This is a genomic window from Lacinutrix neustonica (assembly GCF_026625145.1).
Classification (GTDB): Bacteria; Bacteroidota; Bacteroidia; order Flavobacteriales; family Flavobacteriaceae; genus Lacinutrix; species Lacinutrix neustonica.
In genome coordinates this window covers 441,791-459,670 of sequence record NZ_CP113088.1, presented here as the reverse complement: position 1 = coordinate 459,670, position 17,880 = coordinate 441,791, and the positions used below count along the sequence as shown (strand labels likewise).

Annotated in this window: 14 protein-coding genes and 3 pseudogenes; 11 read left to right on the top strand and 6 right to left on the bottom strand. The window is 35.3% G+C overall.

What is annotated here, in order from left to right; translation table 11 throughout:
• Positions 1-10: 10 nt before the first annotated feature.
• The 3 genes and pseudogenes from N7U66_RS02505 to prfB all read right to left on the bottom strand — a co-directional run bounded on the left by N7U66_RS02505 (position 11) and on the right by prfB (position 1,933).
• Positions 11-370 (bottom strand): ArsC/Spx/MgsR family protein, encoded by a 360-nt coding sequence (locus N7U66_RS02505; RefSeq protein WP_267677184.1) that lies wholly within the window; start codon positions 368-370, stop codon positions 11-13.
• A gap of 69 nt (positions 371-439) precedes the next feature.
• Positions 440-788 (bottom strand): annotated as a pseudogene (gene arsC / locus N7U66_RS02500) (arsenate reductase (glutaredoxin)).
• A 39-nt stretch (positions 789-827) separates the two neighbouring features.
• Positions 828-1,933, bottom strand: a pseudogene (gene prfB / locus N7U66_RS02495) (peptide chain release factor 2).
• A 185-nt stretch (positions 1,934-2,118) separates the two neighbouring features.
• On the opposite strand from prfB, the gene N7U66_RS02490 reads away from it, so the two are divergent.
• From N7U66_RS02490 to N7U66_RS02475, 4 genes are all read left to right on the top strand, one after another.
• Positions 2,119-3,138, top strand: a complete 1,020-nt coding sequence (locus tag N7U66_RS02490) for a threonine aldolase family protein (RefSeq protein WP_267677183.1) — start codon at positions 2,119-2,121, stop codon at positions 3,136-3,138.
• Between the two features lie 221 nt (positions 3,139-3,359).
• Complete coding sequence (locus tag N7U66_RS02485) at positions 3,360-4,736, top strand: hypothetical protein (RefSeq protein ID WP_267677182.1); 1,377 nt, start codon at positions 3,360-3,362, stop codon at positions 4,734-4,736.
• A complete protein-coding gene (locus N7U66_RS02480) occupies positions 4,705-5,592 on the top strand; it encodes an OmpA family protein (RefSeq protein WP_267677181.1) in 888 nt (295 codons plus the stop codon). The genes N7U66_RS02485 and N7U66_RS02480 overlap by 32 nt, the downstream gene beginning before the upstream one ends.
• Before the next feature lie 268 nt (positions 5,593-5,860).
• Complete coding sequence (locus N7U66_RS02475) at positions 5,861-6,391, top strand: hypothetical protein (protein WP_267677180.1); 531 nt, start codon at positions 5,861-5,863, stop codon at positions 6,389-6,391.
• Between the two features lie 59 nt (positions 6,392-6,450).
• Here N7U66_RS02475 and N7U66_RS02470 read toward each other — a convergent pair whose 3' ends face one another.
• Positions 6,451-6,774 carry a YbaB/EbfC family nucleoid-associated protein gene (locus N7U66_RS02470; protein ID WP_267677179.1) on the bottom strand — a complete coding sequence of 108 codons (324 nt, stop codon included), beginning with the start codon at positions 6,772-6,774 and terminating at the stop codon, positions 6,451-6,453.
• A gap of 139 nt (positions 6,775-6,913) precedes the next feature.
• On the opposite strand from N7U66_RS02470, the gene N7U66_RS02465 reads away from it, so the two are divergent.
• From N7U66_RS02465 to N7U66_RS02455, 3 genes are all read left to right on the top strand, one after another.
• Positions 6,914-8,983, top strand: coding sequence for a S9 family peptidase (locus N7U66_RS02465; RefSeq protein ID WP_267677178.1), 2,070 nt, complete (start codon positions 6,914-6,916; stop codon positions 8,981-8,983).
• A gap of 71 nt (positions 8,984-9,054) precedes the next feature.
• Positions 9,055-10,095 (top strand): PLP-dependent cysteine synthase family protein, encoded by a 1,041-nt coding sequence (locus N7U66_RS02460; RefSeq protein ID WP_267677177.1) that lies wholly within the window; start codon positions 9,055-9,057, stop codon positions 10,093-10,095.
• A gap of 136 nt (positions 10,096-10,231) precedes the next feature.
• On the top strand, positions 10,232-11,491 hold the full coding sequence (locus N7U66_RS02455) for an aminotransferase class I/II-fold pyridoxal phosphate-dependent enzyme (RefSeq protein WP_267677176.1): 1,260 nt from the start codon (positions 10,232-10,234) through the stop codon (positions 11,489-11,491).
• 69 nt (positions 11,492-11,560) lie between these two features.
• Here N7U66_RS02455 and N7U66_RS02450 read toward each other — a convergent pair.
• A pseudogene (locus N7U66_RS02450) lies at positions 11,561-12,680 on the bottom strand (GTP cyclohydrolase).
• 60 nt (positions 12,681-12,740) lie between these two features.
• On the bottom strand, positions 12,741-13,709 hold the full coding sequence (locus tag N7U66_RS02445; RefSeq protein ID WP_267677175.1) for a transporter: 969 nt from the start codon (positions 13,707-13,709) through the stop codon (positions 12,741-12,743).
• Positions 13,710-13,828: 119 nt separating this feature from the next.
• Between N7U66_RS02445 and N7U66_RS02440 the strand changes: the two genes are divergently transcribed.
• The 4 genes from N7U66_RS02440 to N7U66_RS02430 all read left to right on the top strand — a co-directional run bounded on the left by N7U66_RS02440 (position 13,829) and on the right by N7U66_RS02430 (position 17,866).
• Positions 13,829-14,092: a DUF4834 family protein gene (locus tag N7U66_RS02440; RefSeq protein ID WP_267677174.1), complete on the top strand. Its 264-nt coding sequence runs from the start codon at positions 13,829-13,831 to the stop codon at positions 14,090-14,092.
• Between the two features lie 54 nt (positions 14,093-14,146).
• Positions 14,147-15,937, top strand: a complete 1,791-nt coding sequence (locus tag N7U66_RS02435) for a hypothetical protein (RefSeq protein ID WP_313791381.1) — start codon at positions 14,147-14,149, stop codon at positions 15,935-15,937.
• Positions 15,938-16,032: 95 nt separating this feature from the next.
• Positions 16,033-16,590: a YfhO family protein gene (locus N7U66_RS21255; protein ID WP_313791380.1), complete on the top strand. Its 558-nt coding sequence runs from the start codon at positions 16,033-16,035 to the stop codon at positions 16,588-16,590.
• Positions 16,583-17,866: a glycosyltransferase family 4 protein gene (locus N7U66_RS02430; protein ID WP_267677173.1), complete on the top strand. Its 1,284-nt coding sequence runs from the start codon at positions 16,583-16,585 to the stop codon at positions 17,864-17,866. Before N7U66_RS21255 ends, N7U66_RS02430 begins: the two co-directional genes overlap by 8 nt.
• Positions 17,867-17,880: the final 14 nt, after the last annotated feature.

Here is a 17,880-nt window from a genome sequence, read left to right as displayed (position 1 = left end):
CCGCGCTTTTTTACTTAAGAATATCAAATATCTTTTTAGGAGGTTTACCAATAACAGCCTTTTCGCCATTGATAATAATGGGGCGTTCTATAAGTTCCGGATGACTTATCATAATATCTATAAGTTCGCCATTGGTAAACTCAATACCAGATTCCATAAGGTGTTTAAATTTTTCAACCCAAAGTTTTTCCCCTGTTCTAATAAGTTCTATGGGGGAAATTTTAAGTAGATTAATTATTTTTTCCAGTTTTTCTTCATCAAGTGGTTTATCTTGGTATTTAATAACTTGATGATTGTGTTTGCTGGTTTCTAATATTTCGATGCAAGCGTTTGAATCTTGAGAATCGGGGTTGTGATATATCACTATCATTCGTTAGTTGAATTTAAGAGATTTTGCTATTAATCATTAAAAGCTAGTTAAGGATAGCTTTGTTTTTTTTCATACGTCTAATATTTTTTTTATCGATTCCGGTGGGCGACCAATGACCGCTTTGTTTTTATTAATCACTATAGGTCTTTCAATAAGTTTGGGATGCTTAACCATCGCATCAATAACTTCTTGAGCGCTTAAATTTAAATCTTTATAGTTTTCTTTCCAAATACTTTCATTTTTCCTGGCTAAATGTATTGGTTCTATCTCTAGTAAAGAAATAATATTTGTTAATTCTTTGGCTGTAAGCGGGTTGTTTAAATAGTTTATTATTTCAAATGCTTTTCCTGAGGCTTCTAAAATAGCTAAGCCCTCTCTCGGACTTACTGCATCTTGGATTATGATATATTTTTAACATATTTTATGTATTAAGAAAGTGGAAGTTTAATCCTATTAATTACAATTGATCGTCTTTGCCTTGTTGTCCCATCATCATTAGATAGGCTTTTAGAAACGGCGTAATATCACCATCCATAACGGCATCTACATTTCCTGTTTCATGTCCTGAGCGCACATCTTTTACCAATTTGTAGGGATGCATGACGTAATTGCGAATTTGACTTCCCCATTCAATTTTCATTTTCTCAGCTTCTATATCCTCACGTTGTGCCAATTGCTTTTGTAGTTCAATTTCATACAATTGCGATTTCAGCATTTGCATAGCACGAGATCTATTGTCATGCTGCGAGCGTGTTTCACTGCATGATATTTGAATGCCCGAGGGTTTATGGGTTAATTGCACTTTAGTTTCTACTTTATTCACGTTTTGCCCTCCAGCACCACTAGAACGCGCCGTGGTAATTTCAATATCAGCTGGATTAATGTCTATTTCAATAGAATCATCAACCAAAGGATACACATAAACAGAGGCAAAGCTCGTATGGCGTTTTGCATTGCTATCAAAAGGAGAAATCCGGACCAATCGATGCACTCCATTTTCACCTTTAAGCCACCCAAAAGCATACATGCCTTCAATTTCTAGTGTCACGGTTTTTATTCCTGCGACATCGCCTTCTTGTAAATTAAGTTCTTTGACTTTGAAACCGTTTTTTTCAGCATACATTAAATACATCCGCATAAGCATATTTGCCCAATCGCAACTTTCAGTACCCCCAGCGCCGGCCGTAATTTGAAGTACAGCACTCAGCGTGTCCCCTTCTTCAGAAAGCATGTTCTTGAACTCTAAATCTTCAATAGCAGTAAACGCTTTTTCATAACGGGTTTCTACATCGTTAGCGGTCGCTTCCTCTTCTTTATAAAAGTCGTAAATAACCTCTAAATCTTCAACCAGTGTATGTGCATTGTTATAGTCTTCGACCCATTTTTTTTGCTCCCGTAGCGATTTCATAATCACTTCAGCAGCTTTAGAGTCATTCCGAAATTAGGATCAAAGGTTTGTTCTTCCTCATTCGGATTTCTATGCGCTTGGCATCAATGTCAAAGATATTGCCTTAGCTCAGTAAGGCGGTGTGAAAGATCTTTAATTTGATCTGATGTAATCATGGTATTGTAGTTTAAAACAAAAATAGAATTAATAGCAAGATTTGAAAAGTATTAAGTAGTTATTTTATAGTTTTATACACAAATAATTTAGTTCGAAAAACACCTATTGAAACCCATGGTATTTAATATATTGATTATTAGTGTTTTAAAAGGTTTAAAGAAAAAAATAAATAACAAAAAAATAGATGAGAATAGATCTAAGAAGTGATACAGTAACAAAACCGTCTAAAGGCATGTTAGAAGCCATGCAGCAGGCGAAAGTAGGAGATGATGTTTATAAGGAGGACGACACGGTAAATGCTTTAGAAGACCGTTTGGCCAAAATGTTTAATAAATCTCATGCCTTGTTTTTTCCAAGCGGAACCATGGCAAACCAAACCGCTATTAAATTGCACACCAATCCCGGAGATCAGGTCATTTGTGACAAATATGCCCATATTTTTAATTATGAGGGAGGTGGTGCATCGTTTAATAGTGGCGTCTCTTGTAAATTAATAGATGGGCACAGAGGGATGTTTACTGCAGATCAGGTAGAAGCGGCAATAAATCCGCCGGACTTTTACCATAGTCCCTTAACAAAATTAGTGGAAATTGAAAATACAACCAATAAAGGCGGTGGTGCGTGTTGGGAGTTTAATGAATTGGTAAAAATTCGTAAGGTCTGTGATTCACATCATTTGGGATTTCATTTAGACGGTGCGCGTTTTTGGAATGCTTTCGTTGCAAAAGAGGAAACCACTCAGGATTATGGCAACCTGTTTGACACGATTTCTGTTTGTTTAAGTAAGGGGTTGGGATGCCCGGTGGGATCTGTTTTAATTGGTGATGAATCGTTTATGAAAAATGCCATCAGAATTCGAAAAATTCTTGGTGGAGGGATGCGACAAGTAGGATATTTAGCTGCTGCGGGTTTATATGCATTAGATCACAATGTTGAAAAACTAAAGGAGGATCATAGTAAAGCTAAAGACATTGCTGTTACTTTAGAGAGCTTAAAAAGGGTAGGTAAAGTAGAGCCCGTAGAAACCAATATTATTATTTTTAGTTTGAATGATATCTCTCAGGAGAAAAGTTTTCTTGAAACCTTACAAAGTAAAAATATTTTTATCAGTAGCTTGGGTCAAGGGAAATTGAGAATCGTTACGCATTTAGACTATACTCAGGAGATGCATCATGTCTTTTTAAATGTATTACGTGCTTTATAAAACATCTTATTTGTTTTATAAAGTGTTGATTTTTAGGGGTTAAATCGGTATTACAAGTTTGAGCGAACTTATGTGCGGTTCATCGAATTCTTCTCTGTGTTATGTTAATAAAAGAAGAATAGAGTTTGATTGCATCTAATTTTATACGAAATTAGTAGGAGAGGCTATAAGTCTTCTTAGGGTCTTAAACGTTAAAATTAACCATTAAAATCTCAACTAAAATGAAAAACGTATTACTAACATTATTATCTTTTGTAGTCTGTTCTATCGGATTTGCACAAGATTTACCAACGAATCCTGAACCAGGAAAATGTTATGTTCGATGTGTAACACCGGACGTCCGGGTGAATCAAGATGTGTCCATTCAGGTAGCGCCAGCATACAAAAAACTAAAAGTTGTACCTGCTCAGTATGGTACAGAGAAAGAGGAAGTGGTCGTTCAATCAGCTGGAAAAGAATTATCAGTTGTTCCAGCAAGATATGAAACACAAACTTTTGAAGTTGAAGTAAAAGGGCCAGCACAACGACTTGAAAAAATTGCGGGAACCACAGATGTAATCACAGAAGAAATGGTAACAAAAGAGGGGTATCAAGAGTTGTCTGTTGTACCTGCAACCTATAAGACGGAACTTTTTGAAGTCACTGCTGCCGATGTAGCACAAACCCTATCTGTCATTCCTGCTAAAATGGGGACTGAAATATTTGATGTTGTGGTTCAAGAAGCGAGCCAGCGGTTAGAAGTTGTACCAGCTAAATATGAAACAAGAACAGAGACCATTGTTGTTCAACAAGCATATCAAAAACTAGAAACTGTTCCAGCCCAATATGAGACTAGAACAGAAACAGTAATAGTTGCTAATGCAGGACAACGTATGGAAGTGGTACCTGCAAAATGGACCACGGAAACAGTAGAAGTTGTGGTACAACCAGCATCAACCAAATTAGAAATTATCCCTGCGCAATATGGCACAGAAAATGTGGAAGTTGTGGTAGCTGAAGCTGGGCAGCGTTTAGAAGTTATCCCTGCAAAATGGGGAACGGAAACCTTATCCTACAAGAAAAGAGAATATGGATCTACTTTAACGGTAGTACCAGCAAAGTTTTCTAGCGATTATCAGGTGGTTGAAACTAAGCCAGCAACGGCTAAGTGGGGAATGAGTGAGACACCTGCTGCAGATTGTGCCTCTAGTGATCCTAACGATTGTAGATATTGGTGTTACAAAAATGTGCCGGCGCAAAATATTACCGTAAATACTACGGTTTTAGCTAATGACGCACAAGTGATAACAAAAGCCGGTTGTGATATGGCTAATACTAATAGTGAAGCGTGTGGCATGGGAACTTACACTAGAAAAGTTGTACTGACTCCAGCGACTACTAAAGTAATAGACATTCCAGCTGTCACTAAAATGGTTAAAAAAACGGTGATGGTTACGCCAGCAACGACAAGAACTATAGAGGTGCCTGCTGTAACTAAAATGATTAAAAAAACGGTTTTGGTTTCTCCAGCAACAACCGCGAGTCATAGATATTCCTGTTGTAACCAAAGAAGTTACCGGAAGAGTCATGGTAAGTCCTCCAACCACAAAGGTTATTGATATCCCTGCCGTAACGAAGGAAGTAGAGAGAACAGTCATGGTGACACCTCCAACAACAAGAGTCGTTGAGATTCCCGCAGTCACAAAAACGATGAAGCGTACTATTGTTGCCCAGCCAGCAACAACTACTGTTTTAGAAATTCCTGCAAAAACAGCATCTATGAAGCGAACAGTATTGGTAACCCCTCCAACAACACGAGCCGTTGATATTCCTCCTGTATCGACGACTATTAAAAAGACAGTTATTTCACCTGAAACGATACGGGTAGTAAATATTCCTGCCGAAACGCAAGTGATGAAACGCACGGTAATGGTGACTCCTCCAACAACAGTTGTTAATGATATACCGCAAAAAACAGCACCTTTAACACGTACCGTTTTGGTGAGTGATGCTAGAGTAGATGAAGAAACGATTCCAGCCATACATAAAACAATTACTAAAGAAGTGTTACAAACAAAAGGCGGCTTAACGACTTGGAAAGAAGTGGATTGTAAAATAGTGGAGTATAACGATCTTAATATTAACTGGGACTTAGGTTCTGCTACACTAACACCTGCTGCTAAGGCCGAGATTGATGCCATACTGTTACCTGTATTATCTAATGGGGTTTCAGTTGAAATTGCATCCCACACAGATTCTAGAGGGTCTGCTGCGTCAAACAAATCTTTATCTGAAAGAAGAGCTCAAGCCGTAACTAATTATTTAATTGCTAAAGGAATTAATTCCTCTAGAATTGTCTCTAACGGCTATGGAGAATCGAGATTAACTAACAGATGTTCAGATGGTGTTTCTTGCACAGAAAGAGATCACTTAGCGAATAGAAGAACTCAATTTAGGGTTATCGATGCGAACTAAGTAGTAGGTAAACATAATTTATATTTAAAAAAGTAAAAAGGAGCCTGAGCAGTTGGGCTTCTTTTTTTATTTAAATAGGTTTTTTTAAACTAAAAACGGGGTGAAATGTTAAATTCTCAAGATTAAATGCGTTTTTTATCGTTAAAATGCACTTTTTATTTGTTTGTATGAATAATTTGAATTATGTTCGCTTTATAGATGCAACTAAATGATAATCAAGTAGTTGTTTTGAATATAAATTTACAGCTCCATTTAACCTATTGTACCTATGAAACGAGCCTACCTCACTTTATTTTTAACCTTTGTTTGGTTATTTGTCCTAAATGCGCAAAAAGCGGTTTATGAATTACCACAAAGAATAGCTTCTTCAGAGGTGTTGAAAACAGATGGATTAATACAGCCTCATCTAGACGATTTTATGCGTTTATGTAAAGAGTATGACATTAACTGCACCGATAAGCTATTCAAGTTAAAAGAAATAGCTATTGTCGACTCCTTAAAAATGACATCAAGAGGAGGGACATTAGGTATGTTAGTTAGAAACGACAACCATGATGTTGAAAAAATAATTTTTAGCTGGATGACACTTTTAGATAAAGAAATTTTAAAGGTAGTTGCGTTCCATGAATTTGGACACTATTTTTTAGGCTATAAGCATACATGTAAAGATTGTAATATTATTATGGCTGAAGTGAATACAAGCTATTTTGATATTGTTAAAGACTGGGAGTATCAAGTGGAACAATTATTTATTAATTCACCTGAATATTTAAAAAAAGAAAGTCTTATAAAAAATTAGTCTGCTAAGGACTTATTTATGATTAGTTGATACAAAAAATCCTGCCTAGGCAGGATTTTTTATTTAAAGAGGTCCATTCCAGGAATATTAGGCATGCCGTCTTTGGCAACAGCAGCTATTTCTGTTTCGTTAACATTGGTCGCTTTTTCTATAGCCTTATTCAAGGTTAATATCAAATAGTCTTCAAGCTGCTCCTTGTCCTCCAAAAGAGAATCGTCAATGTCAATAGACTTAAACAGTCTGTTTGCAGTGAGTGTCACTTTCAATAGGCCATCACTACTATTTTCATCAATTAAGACGGAGTCTAAACGTTTTTTTGTTTCCTCTACTCTTTGCTGGGTTTCTTTTAATTTTCCCATCATTCCCATTAAATCTCCAAACATAATTTCTATTTTTAATGTTATAAAATACAAAGTTATTAAATTAGATAGTTATTAACCAATTTAATATCTATTGAAAAATCTAATCATTTTATTCCTTATAAGTTTTACTTTTGTTTTACTGTGAACACAAAATTTAAATATGACAAAAAATCACGCTTCTATTGAAGCTCCATTGGCAAAAAAAATTGAAAAAAAATTAGAAATCCATGATGATATCCGGTTGGACAACTACTTTTGGATGAATGACAGAGACAATCAAGAGGTTATTAATCATTTAAATTCGGAAAACACGTATACAAAAGGAAAGCTTAGACATACAGAACCTTTTCAAAAGACCCTGTTTGAAGAAATGAAAAGTAGAATTAAGGAAGATGACACTTCTGTGCCTTATAAACTGAATGGGTATTGGTATATTACTAAATTTGAAAAAGGTCAAGATTATCCCATATATACAAGAAAAAAGGAAACCTTAGAAGCAGACGAAGAGGTGCTTTTCGACTGTAATGAAATGGCCAAAGGGCATGCTTACTTTAGACTAGCGGGCATTTCTATCAGCCCAGATAACACTATGGCTGGTTTTTCGTTTGATACAGTGAGTCGCAGACAATATACATTGCAAATTAAAAACTTAATAACCGGAGCGGTATTTTCAGACAAAATTGAAAACACTACCGGCAGTTCTACTTGGGCAAACGATAATAAAACTTTATTTTATGTAAAAAAGGATGAAGTTACACTGCGTTCAGATAAGGTCTTTAAACACAAATTGTACACAGATGTATCAGAAGATGTTTTGGTATATCATGAAGACGATGAAACGTTTAATTCCTATGTATACAAATCAAAGTCTAAAAAATTCATTATTATAGGTTCCTCTAGTACGCTTACTACAGAGTACCGCATTTTAAATGCAAACACACCAGATGGTGAATTTAAAATTTTTCAACCAAGAGAACGTGAATTAGAATATTCAATCTCACATTACGGGGATCATTTTTACGTCATCAGCAATAAAGATGGTGCCACCAATTTTAAGCTACAAAAAACCCCTGAAACTCAAACAGGAAAAGAACACTGGACGGACGTATTACCACATAGAAAAGAGGTTCTTCTAGAAGATATAGAGATTTTTAAAGATTATTTGGTAGTTAATGAGCGTGAAAATGGCATGAACAAAATTCGAATTATCAATTGGAATGGGAGTGAAGACTACTATTTACCATTTGATAATGAGACCTACACCGCAAGCATAGGTAACAACCCCGATTTTAATAGTGATACATTACGCTACAGTTATAATGCCCTAACCACTCCAAGTTCTGTCATTGATTATAATTTTAAAACAAAAATCAAAGCGGTTAAAAAAGAACAGGAAGTTTTAGGCGGAACCTTTGATAAAAACAATTATGAATCCAAACGTGTTTGGGCCACCGCAAGAGATGGTGTAAAAGTGCCCATGTCCATTGTCTACAAAAAAGGAATGGAGTTGAATGGCGAAAACCCAACGTTACAATATGCGTACGGCTCTTATGGGTCCACTATAGACCCTTATTTTTCAACCATTAGATTGAGTCTTTTAGATCGTGGATTTATATATGTCATTACCCATATTCGAGGGGGTGAATATTTAGGTCGTGAATGGTATGAAAAGGGTAAACTTTTATCTAAAATGAATACTTTTACCGACTTTATAGACTGTTCAAAATATTTAATCGAGAACAAGTACACTTCTAAAGACCATTTGTATGCTATGGGAGGAAGTGCAGGAGGTTTATTAATAGGCACCGTTATAAATCTAAACCCGGAATTATATAATGGCGTCATTGCCGCAGTTCCTTTTGTAGATGTTGTAACTACCATGCTAGATGATAGTATTCCACTTACAACAGGGGAGTATGATGAATGGGGAAATCCTAATGATAAAACCTATTATGATTATATGAAGTCTTATTCTCCATACGATAATATTCGTGCACAAGACTATCCAAATATTTTGGTTACTACAGGCTTACATGACTCTCAAGTGCAATATTTTGAGCCTGCAAAATGGGTGGCTAAATTGAGAGAATTTAAAACAGATAAAAATAAATTATTATTTCATATCGATATGGAAGCTGGTCATGGTGGTGCTTACGGACGATTTGAAAGCTTAAAAGAAGTTGCATTAGAATATGCTTTTTTATTAGATTTAGAAGGAATTGACCATTAAAAATAAATTGCTTATTTTTGCGGGGTTTAAGGTTGCATTTCTAACTAATGGTAACTGATTAAATATTGTTTATGGCACACAACAAGCAAGTTTTTGATAATGTATTGGACTTAATTGGCAATACACCCATGATAAAACTGAAAAAAATGACATCTGAGTTTAAAGGTAACTTTTTAGCTAAAGTTGAAGCGTTTAATCCAGGGCACTCTTCTAAAGACAGAATCGCACTTTACATAATAGAAGAAGCAGAAAAGCAAGGCATTATTAAACCTGGCGACACCATTATTGAAACGACTTCCGGTAATACTGGTTTTAGTATTGCAATGGTGAGTGTTATCAAGGGATATGATTGCATCTTAGCGGTGAGTTCTAAATCTTCGGCAGATAAAATAGACATGTTGAAAAACATGGGCGCCAAAGTGTATGTTTGCCCTGCGAATGTAAGCGCAGATGATCCTAGATCTTATTATCAAGTGGCAAAACGATTACATGATGAGATTAAAGGTTCGGTTTATATCAATCAATATTTCAATCAATTAAATATTGATGCCCATTACGCGTCTACAGGTCCTGAAATTTGGAATCAAACGCAAGGCGAAATTACTCATTTAGTGGCCTGTAGTGGAACTGGGGGGACTATTTACGGTACAGCTAAATATTTAAAAGAGCAAAACCCGAATATTAAAATAATAGGAGTCGATGCTTTTGGTTCGGTTTTAAAAAGTTATCACGAGACTAGAGAATTTGATGAAAAGGAAATTTATCCATATCGCATCGAGGGTTTAGGAAAGAACTTGATACCAACAGCTACAGACTTTGATCTTATAGATAAGTTTATTAAAGTAACTGATGAAGAAAGCGCACATACCGCTCGTGAAATAGCAAAAACAGAAGGTTTGTTTGTGGGGTACACCTCGGGAGCTGCCATGCAAGCTGTAAAGCAATTAAATGCAGCTGGAGAGTTTAAAGCTACCGATAATATTGTTGTCATTTTTCCAGATCATGGCTCGCGTTACATGAGTAAAGTATACAGCGATAAGTGGATGAATGATCAAGGCTTTTTTGATAGTAAAAATGAAGAAGCAGCTCAAGCGATACAATACATTAAATAAAAGAAAAGATATTACTAAAAGGCTGATGTTGATGAACATCGGCTTTTTTTATTGTTAATAATAGAATGTAAAAAGATTATGCAAAAAACTGAGAATTGCGTAATTTTGTAAATTCTAAACTAACTAGAAAACATACATGAAAGATTTATTTGCAAAAATATACAAGGACAAAGGGCCTTTAGGAAAATGGGCGGAGCAGGCAGAAGGTTACTTTGTGTTTCCTAAACTGGAAGGCCAAATTTCAAATCGAATGAAATTCCAAGGAAAAGAAGTGGTCACGTGGAGTATTAATGACTATTTAGGCTTAGCGAACCATCCTGAGGTTCGTAAGGTTGATGCAGAAGCTGCTGCAGAATATGGTTCTGCATATCCTATGGGCGCTAGAATGATGTCTGGTCACACAGAACTGCATGAGCAATTACAAAATGAATTGGCAGCCTTTGTAAGTAAGGAAGCAGCTTATTTATTGAACTTTGGTTACCAAGGTATTATGTCTACCATTGATGCTTTAGTAGCAAAAGATGATATTATTGTTTATGATGTAGATGCACATGCCTGTATTATAGATGGCGTTCGTTTACATATGGGGAAACGCTTTACTTACAAGCACAATGATGTAGAGAGTTTAGAAAAAAACTTGGAACGTGCCACAAAAATGGCAGAACAAACTGGAGGTGGGATTTTAGTTATTTCTGAAGGGGTGTTTGGAATGCGAGGAGAACAAGGACGATTAAAAGAAATCGTTGCCCTTAAAAAGAAATTCAATTTCAGATTGTTAGTCGACGATGCACACGGTTTTGGAACATTAGGAAAGACAGGAGCAGGTGCTGGTGAAGAACAAGGTGTTCAAGACGATATTGATGTGTATTTTGCAACATTTGCAAAATCATTAGCGAGTACAGGTGCTTTTATTGCTGGTGATAAAGAAATCATGGATTATCTAAAGTATAACTTGCGCTCACAAATGTTTGCAAAGTCGTTACAAATGCAATTAGTCGTTGGTGCACTGAAACGTTTAGATATGTTGCGTACCATGCCGGAGTTGAAACAGAACTTATGGAAAATTGTTGACGCCTTACAATCCGGTTTAAAAGACAGAGGTTTCGATATCGGTACAACACAAAGTTGTGTGACACCAGTGTACTTAAACGGAAGTATACCGGAGGCTATGGCTTTAGTAAGAGACTTGCGTGAGAATTATGGTGTTTTCTGCTCAATAGTTGTGTATCCTGTAATTCCAAAAGGATTAATTTTATTACGAATGATCCCAACGGCAACACATACCTTACAAGATGTTTCAGATACTTTAGATGCTTTTGATGCGATTAGAACCCGTTTGGAAAACGGAACTTATAAACGTATGTCTGCAGCTTTAATGAAAGCCATGGGTGAGTAGTTCTATTAATACAATATAACATACATAAAAAAAACCGATTCAAACGAATCGGTTTTTTTATTTACAATTTTAAGTGATATTTTTTTTGTACGTCTTTCTGCGCTTTATAACGACAGGATCAAAATGTTTCCATATTTTGTGTATCGCTTCATTGTCTTCTAATTCGGAGTTCTATAACAGTTAATAATTCCTTTTTTAGTAAATGTTTCGTAATATTCATTAAAAATAACGGCATGTACACCTTTGTTCTGATAGTCTGGATGGACACCAATGAGGTAAAAAACAACGTCTTTACTCGTTTTTTTAGCCTTTAACAATCCGGCAAAACCAAAGGGGAATAATTTACCATTCATATCTTGTAAGGCCTTAGCAAAACGCGGCATTACGATGGCAAAGGCCACCATGTTATCCTGTTCGTCAACAATAAACTTAATGTATTACGGGTTGACAAAAGAGATGAACTTCTCTTTAAAATACTCTTTTTGAATGGGTGTAATCTCTACAAAAGAAGATAGTGAAGAATAGGATGCATTAAATAAATCAAACATCTTATCGGCATAAGGCATGACTTCAGATGTTTTATTGAGTTGCAGCGCTCTTAACTTGTAACGCCTTTTAATAAGTTCTTGTGCCTTTTTAAAAAATTCAGGTTTTACATTTTTAAAAGGAAACTTACTTTCAGAATACGACTTTTCAACAGTATAGCCTAGGGCTTCATAGTGTTTAATATAGTACTCGTGATTATACCAGGTAATCATATTGCTAATCTGATCAAAGCCTTCGGTCATCACACCCACTTTATCTAAATTGGAAAATCCAACGGGACCTTCAGTGTATTCTAAGTGGTTCGCTTTACCAATGGCGTTGACTTCTTTTAAAAGTGCGGTTGAAACGTCTAAATCATCAATAAAATCAAACCATCCAAAACGCATTTTTTCTGGTTTTTTTTATTGACTTCCAACCAATTAATTATGGCTGCAACACGACCAACAAGCTCATCATTTTTATAAGCTAGAAAAAAAGTAGCTTCAGCGTCTTTAAATATGGGATTTTTGTCCTGATCAAAAGTGGCCATTTCCTGACTAATAATAGGAGGTACCCAATATTTTGAATCTTTATAGAGCGAAAAGGGAAAGGTTACAAAGGCTTTTAATTCCTTCTTGTTAGAGACCTTTTTAATTATAATCATAGGCTAGTCTTCATCATCAAAATCAATTTCTATTTTATCTTTGGTATGTTTAGTTTCACCTTACGGTAATTCTAAATCTTTATTGTCTTTTTTCTTTTTTCTTTTTTTATTAGCTCTTCGTTCCGCGGTTGCTTCGGCAGACGTACCATTATCTATGCTGGGGTCCTTATGAAAATCTAAACGGTAAGACACGCCCGGATTAACTCCAAAAACAGAAGGCGTGTCTTTTGTGTTAAAGGTTAAAGCTGTATCTAATTGGAAATTTTTACTCCATAAATAAGCTCCGCCAAAACGAAATAAATTATCGGCATAAAAATCACTTTTAATTCCCTGCGTTTCTCCAAATAAAACCCATTGCTCACTAATAGCTTTCGTGAGTGTTAAAATATATTGAAAATCCGAATCGTCCGAACCTATTCTATCTTTTGAAAAATTCATAATAAACACCCATCCACTTGAAAAATTATTTTGTGTTGCTATCATGACTTTCGGGCTAAATCCTTCAACGCCAGGTGCTGTATACGGATTATCTTTTGAATCGAAATTAGCACCTACATAGACAGCTACTGCAGGAATTAATGAGGACCATTGAAAGCGTTTATTGGCATGATAACTATACAAACTAGCGTTGTCTTCCCGGTTTTTATACGGATCATAAATCAAATATTTAGCTCCTAAGGTGACGTGTTTAAAATTAGACCGTTTCACTTCGTTTGAGATGGACGAACGAAAATCTGTTTTTGTATCATTTTGATAAGACCCTTCAAGGTTAATTTCTAATTGCGGAAAAAGCAATCCATAACGCGCAGCAAAATCAACACCAAAACCTTCTACGTTATATTTTAATGGGGTGTGCTCTTCTTTAACAGTAAAAGGTCCAGCTTCAAATTGAACAACATTAGTGCCTACAGAAAAGGCTGATCTTGATACCCCGGGGCGGTTGGAGTTTATGACCTCGGTGTATTGCGCATGCGCCGATATACATACTGCGAAAACCAAGAGTGTTAGATATCGTTTCTCTAAAAACATAAGTAAGTTGTTTAGCTCCAAATATAGAGATTTTATATTTTTTTTAAGTATTTAAAACTGAAATTACAGGCTAAGTATTGTATTTTTGTATGAAAAAATAATTCTATTAAATTGTTCCTATGCAATTATTACGAACCATACTTATAATTTTAGTTGTTTATTATGGCTTCAAAATTTTATCTCGACTGTTTGGACCACTTTTTTTCAAGTATCTTAAAAAGAAAGCGCAACAACGTTTTGGTGGTCAATTTGGTGGTTTTCAAAACCAAAAACCACCACAAAAGCCTCAAAATGAAGGGGAAATAACGATTGATAAGATGCCCGACAATAAATCCTCAAACAAAACTGTTGGCGAATATGTAGATTACGAAGAAATTGATTAATTTTCACTTTCAAAGTTTTCATTTATATTCATGCAGTCAACCATAAAAAAAATCTTGCCACACATACTCGTATTTGTTGGCTTTATTATACTTTCATTAGCTTATTTTAGTCCTGTCTTAGAAGGTAAAGAGATTCTTCAGAGTGATATTGTGCAGTACAATGCCATGGCAGAACAACAGCGCAATTTTAAAGCTCAAACGGGGGAAGAAACCTATTGGACCAATAGTGCTTTTGGTGGGATGCCAACCTATCAGTTAGGTGCCCGATATCCAAATAATTACATTAAAAAACTGGATTTGGTTTTGCGATTCTTACCCCGTCCAGCAGATTACCTCTTTCTGTATTTTATTGGTTTTTATATTCTGCTTTTGTGTTTGAGAGTGAATTTTAAATTGGCAGCTCCGGGCGCTTTAGCCTTTGGGTTTTCGACGTATTTAGTAATTATTACGGGTGTAGGCCATAACAGTAAAGCACATGCGATTGCTTATATGCCCTTGGTTCTAAGTGGTATACTACTCACATTTCAAAGAAAATATATTTTAGGATTTATTGTTACCGCCATAGCCATGGGGCTGGAACTGGTGGCTAATCATTTTCAAATGACCTACTATTTGATGTTACTTGTAATAATTATAGGTGTCGTTTATTTGATAGATGCTTATAAAAAGAAAGTCTTACCACATTTTTTTAAATCAGTAGCGCTATTACTTGTAGCTGTCATTCTTGCTGTAGGAATGAACGCGTCAAATATTTTAGCCACTCAAGAGTATGTAAAAGAAAGTACTCGCGGAAAAAGTGAGCTAACCATAAATTCCGACGGTTCACCAAAAGCTGTTGAAACAGGATTATCAAAGGAAAAAATTACAGAATATAGTTACGGATTTTTAGAAACGTTTAATCTGTTCATTCCGAGGTTGCTAGGTGGTGGTATGGGGGAGAATGTAGGAGAGGATTCTGCTTTTTATGCCTTTTATCTAGCTCAAGGGGCTTCACCAGCACAAGCTAAAGAAGCCGCTGAAAGTGTGCCCACTTATTGGGGAGACCAACCTATCGTTGAAGCGCCTGCCTATGTAGGTGCAGGCATTCTGTTCTTATTTGTTTTCGCACTATTTTTAGTTAAGGGCCGATTAAAATGGTGGTTAGTAGCAGGAACTTTAGTCTCTCTTTTATTGTCCTATGGAAAGAATTTAGGTTTTCTAACCGACTTTTTTATTGATTTTGTGCCACTTTACGACAAGTTTAGAGCAGTCACTTCGATACAAGTAATCCTAGAATTGTGTATTCCCGTACTGGCAATTTTTGGCTTAGTACGATTATTTAATGACTACGAAAAGGATGAAAACAAAATTAAAGCTTTGAAATTCTCGGTACTAATTACAGCCGGAATGGCTGTAATATTTCTCATAAGTAGATATACCGGAATTTTAGGTTTTAATTTTGAAGGCGCACGTGATGCTTCTTTTAAGGCTAATTATGGCAAACCGTTTTTAGACGCTATTGTGACCGATAGAAAAATGATTTTCACGAAAGACACGTTAAGAAGTTTATTATTTGTATTACTTTCAGGTGGGATTATTTATTTGTTTATTAAGAAAAAATGGTCGGAAGTAAAAGTCATTATTGCATTTGCCGTCTTAATAGTATTTGATCAAGTGGGCGTTGACCGTCGCTATGTAAATACTGAAAATTTTGTTGCTTCTAGATATGTTCAAAAACCATTTCAAACGAATACGGCAGATAAAAAAATATTCTCAGATCATGGGAACTTTAGGGTTTATGACATTAGTTCTGGTGAAGGCAGAGCGACCTCGCAAAAAGTAAATGCCATGACTTCGGCTCATTAAGTGCACCGTATTTTCATAACTCTCTCAATGGGTATCACGCGGCAAAACTGAAGCGTTTCGATGAGTTGTTTGATTTCTACATTTCAAGAAACAATATGAATGTTTTAAATATGCTAAATACTAAATATATCATTGCTGAAGATGAATCACAAAAACCATATGCTTATGTAAATGAAGCGGCTAATGGTAACGCCTGGTTTATTGAGGCCATGCAAAAAGTGGGATCGGCTAACGACGAAATGCTTGCATTAGATAAAATTGACAATAAAAAGTTGGCGGTCTATACTTCAGAACGGACGTTAAAACCAATTAATAAATTAGATTCTTTAGCGTCTATAAAAGTAGTGGAGTATACCCCTAATTATATAAAATACAACGCTTATAATAATAATGATGGGTTCGCTGTTTTTTCTGAAATCTATTATAATAACGGGTGGAAAGCATTTATAGATGGTCAATCAGCCCCGATTGAAAGAGTCAATTATGTTTTAAGAGGATTAGAGATCCCAAAAGGAAAACACACCATAGAATTTAAATTTGAACCAGAGGTCGTAAAAACGGGAAGTGCTATTTCTTTAGCCAGTTCTGCCGTATTGTTACTATTGTTAATAGGAGGTGTGTTTTATGAGTTTAAAAACAAAAAGGTTGAATAAGAAAAAAGTTTTAATCATTACCTATTATTGGCCACCAGCAGGAGGTCCAGGAGTACAACGCTGGTTAAAATTTGTAAAATACTTGCCTGAGTTTGATATTGAACCTATCGTTTACTGCCCTTACAATCCTATTTATCCACAAAAGGACGAAAGTTTATTGGCTGAAGTTTCAAAGAAGTTAAAGGTTTTAAAGCAACCTATAAATGAACCTTATAAAATCGCTAATTTCTTTTCAAAAGATAGTAAAACCATTAGTAAAGGGATTATCCCGGATGAAAAAAAACAGAGTTTGGCACAAAAAGCCCTATTGTTTATTCGGGGTAATTTTTTTATTCCGGATGCGAGAAAGCACTGGATAAAACCATCTGTAAGGTACTTAATGACTTATATTAATGACTTTAATATAGATACTATTATTACCAGTGGACCGCCACATAGTTTACACTTGATTGGACTGCAGTTAAAAGAAAAAACAGGTGTAGAGTGGTTAACCGATTTTAGAGACCCATGGACTACTATAGGGTATCATAAGCAACTAAAATTGACTCATGCTTCTAAAAAAAGGCACAAGGCATTAGAACGAGAAGTCTTAAATACAGCAGACTCAATTATTGTAACAAGTGATAATACCAAGAGTGAATTTTCTAAAATCACTAACAAGCCAATAACCGTCATAACAAATGGTTATGATATAGAGAAAACTGAAAACATAATATTGGATTCCCAATTTACAGTATCACATATTGGTTCATTATTATCAAAACGAAACCCTCAAATATTATGGAAAGTACTGAGTGAGTTAATTATAGAAAATGATGATTTTGCTAAGAGTTTTAAACTAAATTTGGTTGGTTCAGTAGGGGCTTCTGTGCTAAAATCCATTAAAGATTATAATTTAATGAGCCATCTTACTGTTGTAGGTTATGTGTCACACAAAGAAGCACTTAAATTTCAAAAACAATCACAAGTATTATTACTTATTGAAATAGATTCTATAGATACTAAAGCAATTATTCCTGGAAAATTATTTGAATATATGGTTTCTGAAAGACCAATACTAGCGATTGGGCCAACAAATACAGATGTTGAAAAAATAATTAAAGAAACAAACACCGGGCATTATTTTAATTATGATTCTACTACCGAGTTAAAACATCACATTTTAGTGCATTTTAAATCATTTCAGAAAAATACTTTAAAAACAAACCCCATAGGCTTACAAAAATATAGCCGCAAAAATTTAACTCAAACATTAGCGCAACTCATTCTTAAATAACAGCAGGCAAGTTT